General features: G+C 61.4%; 10 protein-coding genes. 8 read left to right on the top strand and 2 right to left on the bottom strand.

What is annotated here, in order from left to right; translation table 11 throughout:
* From M0954_RS27610 to M0954_RS27645, 8 genes are all read left to right on the top strand, one after another.
* Nucleotides 1-371: YadA family autotransporter adhesin (locus M0954_RS27610; protein ID WP_297356669.1), on the top strand; the 371-nt coding region annotated here is incomplete at its 5' end.
* 112 nt (nucleotides 372-483) lie between these two features.
* Nucleotides 484-1,665, top strand: a complete 1,182-nt coding sequence (locus M0954_RS27615) for a DUF2827 domain-containing protein (protein WP_297356678.1) — start codon at nucleotides 484-486, stop codon at nucleotides 1,663-1,665.
* Nucleotides 1,662-2,816 (top strand): DUF2827 domain-containing protein, encoded by a 1,155-nt coding sequence (locus tag M0954_RS27620; protein ID WP_122154975.1) that lies wholly within the window; start codon nucleotides 1,662-1,664, stop codon nucleotides 2,814-2,816. Before M0954_RS27615 ends, M0954_RS27620 begins: the two co-directional genes overlap by 4 nt.
* Before the next feature lie 18 nt (nucleotides 2,817-2,834).
* Nucleotides 2,835-3,962 carry a DUF2827 domain-containing protein gene (locus M0954_RS27625; protein ID WP_133891711.1) on the top strand — a complete coding sequence of 376 codons (1,128 nt, stop codon included), beginning with the start codon at nucleotides 2,835-2,837 and terminating at the stop codon, nucleotides 3,960-3,962.
* A 128-nt stretch (nucleotides 3,963-4,090) separates the two neighbouring features.
* Nucleotides 4,091-5,113 carry a VTT domain-containing protein gene (locus M0954_RS27630; RefSeq protein WP_122154973.1) on the top strand — a complete coding sequence of 341 codons (1,023 nt, stop codon included), beginning with the start codon at nucleotides 4,091-4,093 and terminating at the stop codon, nucleotides 5,111-5,113.
* A gap of 63 nt (nucleotides 5,114-5,176) precedes the next feature.
* Nucleotides 5,177-5,563 (top strand): hypothetical protein, encoded by a 387-nt coding sequence (locus M0954_RS27635; protein WP_123387651.1) that lies wholly within the window; start codon nucleotides 5,177-5,179, stop codon nucleotides 5,561-5,563.
* A gap of 130 nt (nucleotides 5,564-5,693) precedes the next feature.
* A complete protein-coding gene (locus M0954_RS27640) occupies nucleotides 5,694-6,302 on the top strand; it encodes an ATP phosphoribosyltransferase regulatory subunit (RefSeq protein ID WP_297356671.1) in 609 nt (202 codons plus the stop codon).
* 185 nt (nucleotides 6,303-6,487) lie between these two features.
* Nucleotides 6,488-7,306: a formate/nitrite transporter family protein gene (locus tag M0954_RS27645; protein WP_297356672.1), complete on the top strand. Its 819-nt coding sequence runs from the start codon at nucleotides 6,488-6,490 to the stop codon at nucleotides 7,304-7,306.
* A 21-nt stretch (nucleotides 7,307-7,327) separates the two neighbouring features.
* Here the strand turns inward: M0954_RS27645 and M0954_RS27650 are convergent, their stop codons facing one another.
* Both M0954_RS27650 and M0954_RS27655 read right to left on the bottom strand, forming a co-directional pair.
* A complete protein-coding gene (locus M0954_RS27650) occupies nucleotides 7,328-7,693 on the bottom strand; it encodes a DUF1634 domain-containing protein (protein WP_297356674.1) in 366 nt (121 codons plus the stop codon).
* A partial coding sequence (locus tag M0954_RS27655; protein WP_297356676.1) for a sulfite exporter TauE/SafE family protein occupies nucleotides 7,690-8,331 on the bottom strand: 642 nt, incomplete at its 5' end. The genes M0954_RS27655 and M0954_RS27650, both read right to left, overlap by 4 nt.

Below are 8,331 nucleotides of genomic sequence, written 5' to 3' on the forward strand. Positions count from 1 at the left end.
CAAGCGAGGCGAACTCGGTATCGGTGGGCTCGCCGGGTAACGACCGGACCATCACCAACGTGGCGCCCGGCGTTAATCCGACCGACGCGGTAAACGTTGCACAACTGCAGGGTGTTCAGCAGAATATCAACGACGTGGCGCGTGCAGCGTATTCGGGCGTCGCCATGGCGGGCGCGCTGGCCGGTTTGCCCCAGGTGGAACAGGGCAAGAGCTTCCAGGTCGCCGCAGGGGTGGGCAACTATGCGGGGTACAGTGCCATCGCCATCGGCGCCAGTGCGCGGGTTACGCAAAACACCATCATCAAGGTGGGAGCCAGCGCAACGGATGGTGCTCACGTACTGGTCAACGCCGGTGTCGGATATTCCTGGTAACGCGTGGCCGGCGTTGACGCGCCGGCCTCTCCAGGCGCCGCCAGCACCAGGGGCGAACCAACGGATCCTCGCCCACGGCGAGGGTCCGTTTCAACATGTGTTAAATGTGACTATGCGCATCGGCATCTCCGTCATTACCCATACCGGGCAGAACATCTGGCAGAACGGCCTGGGGCAGAACGTCATCTTTCTGGCGGAGCTGTTGCAACGCTTGCCGTTCGTGCAATCGGTACTGCTGATCGATGTCGGCGACCAGGGGGTGATGCCGTCCCAGGTGGATCTGTCCGCACGCAATCTGCGTCTGATGAGGGCGCACGAAGCCAGCGACGAGGTGGACGTTATCGTCGAGATGGGCGGCGCGCTCGATATCGAATGGCTCGACCTGATGCGTGCGCGCGGCAAGAAGGTTGTCTTCTACTGCTGCGGCCAGCCTTATGTCGGTCTTGCCGAGCCCGCCATCTTTACGAAGCCCGCCCACGCACCACGCCCCGACCGTTGCGACGAGGTCTGGCACCTGCCGAAAGACAGCGCGTTTGCACCGATGATGCGCCTCCTGCATCGTTGCGATGTGCATGAGGCGCCGTTCATCTGGCATCCTCAGTTTGTTCAGCAGCGCATGCGCGAAGTTGAGGTGCTCGGCATGCATTACGGCTTCGCGGCTCGCGAGGCGGCGGCCAACGAGCCGGCGGCCAGCGAAGCGGAGGGCGCCACACGCCGCGGCCTGCGCGTGGCGATTTTTGAACCGAACATTTCGGTTGTGAAGACGTCGAGCATTCCGATGCTGGTTTGCGACGAAGCCTATCGGGCCGAAGCCAGTACGGTCGAGGCGATGCATGTGCTCAACACCTTGCACCTGAAAGATCATCCGACCATGCTGTATTTCGCCAACTCGCTGGATCTCGTGCGCGAGCACAAGGCGACCTTTCACGGCCGCAACGATATTGTCGGCTTCATGGTTCAGCATGCCGATGCCATCGTGTCGCATCAATGGCAGAACGAACAGAATTACAGTTACCTCGACGCGCTTTACGGCGACTATCCGCTGGTTCACAACTCGCCGTGGCTCAAGGATGCGGGGTACTACTACCACGGCTTCGACGCCCGTGAGGGCGCCGTGCAGTTGCAGCGCGCAGCAACCGGCCACGCGGACAGTCTCGACGATTACCGGGTCCGCTCGCATCGCGTATTCGCGGCCGTCGATCCGTTCAGCCAGCACAATCTCGACGCCTACGCGGCCCGGTTGCTGCATCTGTGCCGTGATGCGGCATTTGCCCCTCACGCGAGCCGCTCATGAATCTCGAACCCGTTCAAGTGGGGTTGCCACGCAAGCTGCGAGTCGGCGTGTCGATCTTCGTACGCAAGGGCGAGCAGTCGGTCTGGGAAAACGGCATTTACCAGAACTGCATTTTTCTCGTGATGTTGCTGATGCGCTCGCCGTTGGTGGAAGCGACGTATCTCGTGGCGGGTGGCGGCGATGGCCGGCCCGAGGATGCGAAGAACTTTCTGGCCGATTCGCCGGTGCCGCTCATCGACATGAACGAGGCCGCCACCACGCTCGACGTGATGATCGAAATGAGCGCCCAACTGGCGCGGGAATGGGTGGTGGCGTTTCGCGAACGCGGCGGCAAGATCGTCTCGATGCGGGTGGGCAACGATTATGTGATCGACATCGAGCGCATGATCTTCGATCAGCCGCATGGTCTGCTGATTTCCGCTGCGCCGTATCACGAGGTCTGGACGCTGCCCGAGTATGAAAATACCTGTGTGCCGTACTACACCAGTACGTTTCGCTGCCCGGTGCGCGTGATGCCGCATCTGTGGAGTCCGCTGGTACTCGAGCGCGAAGCGGCGCGCCTGCCCGAGGGTCTCAGTTTCGGCTATCGCCCAGGACGGCGGCGTTGGCGCGCGGGCATTTTCGAACCCAATATCTGCATGGTGAAAACGAGCTTCGTGCCGCTGCTGTCATGCGAGGCGGCGCATCGCGCCAATCCCGACATGCTCGAACACGTGTGGGCCTACAACACGTTCCATCTGAAGGAGCACGTGAGCTTCAATGGCTTCGCACGCAGCCTCGACATCGTGAAGCACGGTTTGACCTCGTTCGAGGGACGCTTCCCGTTTTGCCGGGTGGTCGCGGGCGATGTCGACGCAGTGGTCAGCCATCACTGGGAAAACGGGCAGAACTATGTCTACTATGAGGCGTTGCATGGCGGCTATCCGCTGATTCACAACTCGCATCTGATCGGCGAGTGCGGATACCGCTATCACGACTTCGACTGCGAAGAGGGCGGGCGGGCCTTGCAGCGGGCGTTCGCCGAGCACGATACCCATCTCGACGCTTACCGCCGCACGGCGAACGCGTTCCTGCAAGGACTGGACCCCGAGAACGACGACAATGTGCGCACGTACACGAATGCGCTTGCGGCGCTTTATGCGCCTGCTTAGGGACCTGGGCATCGAACCATGAACGGACTGCGCGTCGGCATCACGATCGGCTTGCACCACGAAGCGGAAACGCTGTGGAATAACGGCATCAAGCAGAATGCCGCCTTCCTCGCCGAGGCGCTGCGGCATTGTCCGCAAGTCGCGCGAGTGGTGCTCGTGAACACCACTGCGGTCGCCATCACCGCCGCGCTGCCGTGGGATCAGGTCCGCTATCCCACGCTGTCCTTCGAGACGGCGAAAGACGATCTCGATGTGCTGATCGAACTCGGCGGGCAGATCGACGCCGCACAAACCGAATACCTGAAGCAACGCAATGTGCGGCTGGTGTCTTACTGCTGCGGCTTCGAGTATGTTCACGCGATGGAGTCGGTGCTGTTCCGCAAGCCGGCGTGGGGCGAAACGCTGTTCGTGAATCAGCGTTACGATGACATCTGGATCATTCCGCAGGTCGCGAATATCAGTCAGTCATATTTTGAGGTATTGCGCCGGCAGTCCGGCCGGGTCGTGCCGTTTGTCTGGAGTCCGATGTTTCTGGATGAGCGCGTCAAAGCTTTGCCGCACGCGGGTCAGTACCGGCCGCACGAAGGTGCGCGGCGCCTCAGCGTGATGGAGCCAAACATCAATGTAGTGAAGTTCTGCCTGTACCCGGCGCTGATTGCCGAGCTCGCCTATCGCAGGTGTCCCGAGCGGATCGCCCTGCTGCAGGTGACGAATGCCGAACAGATCGCGCGAGAAAGCCTCGATTTCATCGCCTTGATGAACCAGCTCGATATCGTCCGCGATCACAAGGCGGTATTCCTCGGCCGGCACGACACCCCGGCGTTTCTGGCTGAAAACACCGATATCGTCATTTCCCATCAGCTCGAAAATCCGTTGAACTACTTCTACCTGGAGGTCTGCTGGCAGGGTTACCCGCTGATCCACAACGCCTCGCTATGCCGCGACCTTGGGTACTACTACGAAGGCAACGACGCTGACGAAGGCGCGCGCCGCGTGGTGGAGGCGATCGGGACGCACGACGCTCACGCATCCTGGTACCGTGAACAGCAGCACGGCCTGATTGCGCGCTATCTGCCGGACGACCGGCAACTGGTGGCGACGTACGGCGCGCTGCTGGACGATCTGCTGGCGCGGCCGGCTCGCTAAGTGCCACTGGCGTCTCCAGGCTTGCCCACTTGTACGATGCGAATAGCCGATTTTGATTAGAATCGGATATCAAACGCCTGTGCCCGGCACGGTTGGTCAGGGCGCTCGCTTTCCGCAGGAGCCGTATCGTGTGGCATCTTCCGACCGCTATTCCCCCGGCGCTGTGCGCGTGGGTGGTTTTCATGAGTGTGCTGATCACACAACTCGGTGTGCCGGTGCCGGCCGCGCCGATGCTGGTTCTCGCGGGAACCATGGCCGCCGTCGGCGAGGTGTCCTACTCAAGCGTGTTTTTCGCGGCCGTGTGCGCCACCGTGCTGGCGGACGTCCTGTGGTTCACCACCGGTCGCTTGCGCGGCAGACGGATGCTGAACTCGCTGGTGCGCTTTTCGCTATCGTTCGACGCCGCGGTGCGTCTTGCGCGCAACGTCCTGGAACGCCATGGTGCGCCGATTCTCGCGTTGGCTAAATTCATCCCTGGTATTGGTCTGATCGCCGCACCGTTGCTCGGCACCACCAGCATCGATGCGCGTGTTTTCCTGTTCTGGGACATCGTGGGCGCCGCGTTGTGGGCAGGTGTCTGGCTGCTCGGCGGCGCGGCGCTGCACGACTGGATCGCCCAGGGCGTGCTGCTCGTGCGCCATAACGGCGCCACCGTATTCGACGTATTTGCTGTGGTGGCCGTGCTGTTTGTTGGCTATCGCTGGGTGCGACGATTTCAGTTTCGTCGTTGGCTGGCAGATATCCGCATTAGCCCGGAGCAACTGGACGAACTGATGAAGTCCAGCGCGCCGCCGCTTATCTTCGATGCGCGGCCGCCGGAAGTACGGACGAAGGAAGCGTATCGGATTCCCGGCGCGCGGGCCCTCGATCTCGACTCGCCAGAGCAGCTCGATGAGAAACTGCTTGGGCATCCGATCGTGGTGTATTGTGTCTGCCCGAATGAAGCGACGGCCAAGCGGATCGCCGCTCAACTGCGTCGAAAGAACATTCACCATGTCCAGGCGCTCAAGGGTGGTCTCGACGCGTGGGAGCGCCGCGGCTATCCGGTCGAGCCGCTGTCGGCGGATTTTCATGCACCGCACGACGAGGATGGCGAGTTCGATTCGGTGCTCGACAGCGAATACACAGTAAGGGCACGCGTGACGAAGTGATGCGCCTGCGCCTGCGCGCTGCACACGACGCTACACACAACATAACGATTCACGGGGCCCCCCATGTCCAGTACGCAACACCTCCATCTGCTCAATCAGCTTGCCGAGATGCCGGTATTTCTGGAGAAGGCGTTTGCCGGTATGTCGCGTGAACTGCTAGTTCGCATGGCTGCCGACGATAATTCACCGCTGATCGAGCATCTGTGGCATCTGAAAGATTGCGAAAGCGATCTGTATAGACCGCGCATCGAGCGCGTGCTGAACGAGGACCGGCCGAGTCTCTTGCCGATGGACGTCGAGACATGGGCTTTCCCAAACCGCAACACCTGTGTCACTATCTCGGACATGAGTCTACGTAACGTCCCATTCCGGTCGTACCATCATCACGGCAGCAGTCCGTTGCGCCGTGGTTCGTTATGTCTCATAGCAGCGAAGCCAGGAACCCACTGAGTTCCTCGCTCATGCGAAAACGACCAAGGCGCCTATGGCGCCTTTTTTTATTTCATCACCCTTTGGAGTTCAGTTATGACCATGATCCGTGGAACGCGTTTTATCGTAGGTGAAGAAGCAGCGCAAGCCCGTGCTTTGGAAAACCGCTTCCGGAGCTACCTTCATTGATGCCGGTGCGGAAGAAGCCATTGTTCCCGCGCTGTGGTCGCAAGATACGTTCGTGCAGAAAGCAGGCGGCAGCGAAATCATTGGGCAGATGTGGGCATTCCCGGACAAGAAAGGCCGGCCCTGTTGCCTGATTCCCGAGGTAACCGCGCTCTTTCAGGAGCGATGTCAGGAACTGCTCGAACGCCGCAAGGAACGCATGCTGTTTTACGTGGCGCGCTGTTACCGCTATGAGCGGCCCCAGGCCGGACGGTACCGCGAATTCGTGCAACTGGGCTTCGAGTACCTGTGTCCGAACCCGCAGCGCGCGCTCTTGCGCAGCCGTGAAATCGGTGCGGGCTTTCTCGATTCGCTGGGACTCGGTTACGCATTCGACATCGCTGCGAAGCGCGGCCTCAGCTACTACCTGAATGGCGAGGGCTTTGAGATTCGCTGTCCCGAACTCGGCGCGCAGCAGCAGGTGGCCGGTGGGGGCGCGTATCGGGAGGGTGCGGGCTTCGGTATCGGTGCAGAGCGCTTGTTGCTGGCGATGGGCATGCAAGGTCTGTCGGCTACCGCGATTGCCCCGTCCTAGTGCAGCCGCGCTAAAAAGGGATACAGAATTCGGGTTGCTGCAGGAGCACAGTTGAGCGACCCGCTGTACCCGCCCGTTCTGGTTACAACCGTAACGGAGCTCGAATTCGCTCGTCCTATTATGTGCGCCAGTTTGACGCACCCTCTGCGGTTGAGGAGGGTACCCCCCATTCGCGGAGACATGTGATGTACGCAGAGAGTATCGATAAATTCGCAAAGGTCGGCGCGCACAAGGCGTCGTCGATCGTACGCTCGCCGCTCGCTTTTCTGATCGGTGCGGCTATGGCCGGGGCCTATATCGGCTTCGGCGATATCCTGATGTTTTCGGTCGGCTCGCATGTCGATCCGGCTTATGTGCATTTGATCATGGGCGCGGTGTTCGCTTGCGCGCTGACCATCGTCGTGTTCGCCGGCTCGGATCTGTTCACCGGCACGGCCATGTACATGCCGTTTGCGGTGTTGCGCGGCGAGACGGGTGTGGGCGGGATGGTGCTGGTGTGGGTGGTGTGCTGGATCGGCAACCTGATCGGTTCGGTGGTGCTTGCGGTCATTCTGCATGCGGCGGGCGGCGGTGTACTGCTGACCGATGGCTCGGAAGTCTTCTTCAAGGCGGTGACCGCGAAGATGAGCGCGCCGGGTCTCGCGCTTTTCGCCAAGGGGCTGCTGTGTAACTGGCTCGTGTGCCTCGCCATCTGGATGGCGGCGCGCACCAATAACGATGGCGCAAAACTCGGTTTGATCTTCTGGCCGGTGTTCGCTTTCGTGGCAAGCGGCTTCGAGCACAGCGTCGCCAATATGTTCGTGTTCGCACTCGCATTGATCGGTGAGCATCCGGACAACATCACGTTGGCCGGTGCTGTGCACAACGAAATTTTCGTGACGCTCGGCAACCTTGCCGGCGGCTCGATTTTCATGGGGCTCGGCTACTGGCTGCAGGAAGGCGGAATTGGCCATCCGTCGAAGACCCGCCTGCCGGTTTCGGCAGGCAGCGCCCAGACCCACTGATGAACTGATCCGGGGCGGGCGCTACGCCCAATGCGCGCCGAGTGCGCAGCCCGCTGCCAGGATCAGCAGAACCAGCACCGTAATTGCGCTGTAGCGATAGTCTCGTTGCTGCAGAAACACGCAGAGCATCAGGATCAGGCGCAGCACCGGCAGGAGGATAAACAGCGCTATGCCGGCAGTGACGACCGGCATGCCGGGGGGTAGCGCTGACTGATGCAACACGGTGTGGAGATCCGGCAGCAGCAGAATCAAACCCGCGGTGATCATGAGAGACGCTATCCAGGTGCCGCCTTTTAGCAGTGCGGCGAGCCAGCGTTCGAGCGGCGTCATGGTCGAGGCGACGGTCGCAGGGGAGGTCGCGGCCGAACCCGGCGAACGCTGGCTCATACCGGCCCGCTCACGGCTTTGACGTGGAATGCTTCGAACAGCATCTGTGCTGCAAGCACAAGCAGGATCGCGACGAACATCAACCGCAGTTTGTCGTTCGACAGACGCATCAGCACTCGTGCGCCGAGCACCGCACCCGCCACCGAGCCGAGCGCAACCGGTCCGGCGATTGCGCTAACGATATCTCCGCGCAGGAACCAGGCGCCGGCGCTCGCAGCCGCCGTCACGCCGATCATGAAGTTGGAAGTTGCCGACGAGACCTTGATCGGCAGGCGCAACGTCGTGTCCATGGCGGGGATTTTCAGCACACCGCTACCGATCCCGAGCAGCGCCGAAATCAAACCCGCGCCGTACATCAGCAGCATGCCCATTGGCACACGTTGCACCCGATAGGGGACCTCACGGCCGAGTGCCCGGTCCGGATAGCTTGAATCGAGCGCAAGCGACGCGCTCCAGCCTGCCGCTGCAGCCGCGCTGGTGGCAGCCGCGACTGAAGAGGTGGCCGAAGCGCCGACGACCGGATCGCTGCGACGTACCAGCATCTGGCGTGCCGATACGAGCAGCACCAGCGCGAACAATAGAAACAGCGCGGGCACTGGAATGATCCCGACCAGCAGTACGCCGCACAGCGCACCCAA

The organism is Paraburkholderia sp. (genome assembly GCF_026225065.1).
Lineage (GTDB): Bacteria > Pseudomonadota > Gammaproteobacteria > Burkholderiales > Burkholderiaceae > Paraburkholderia.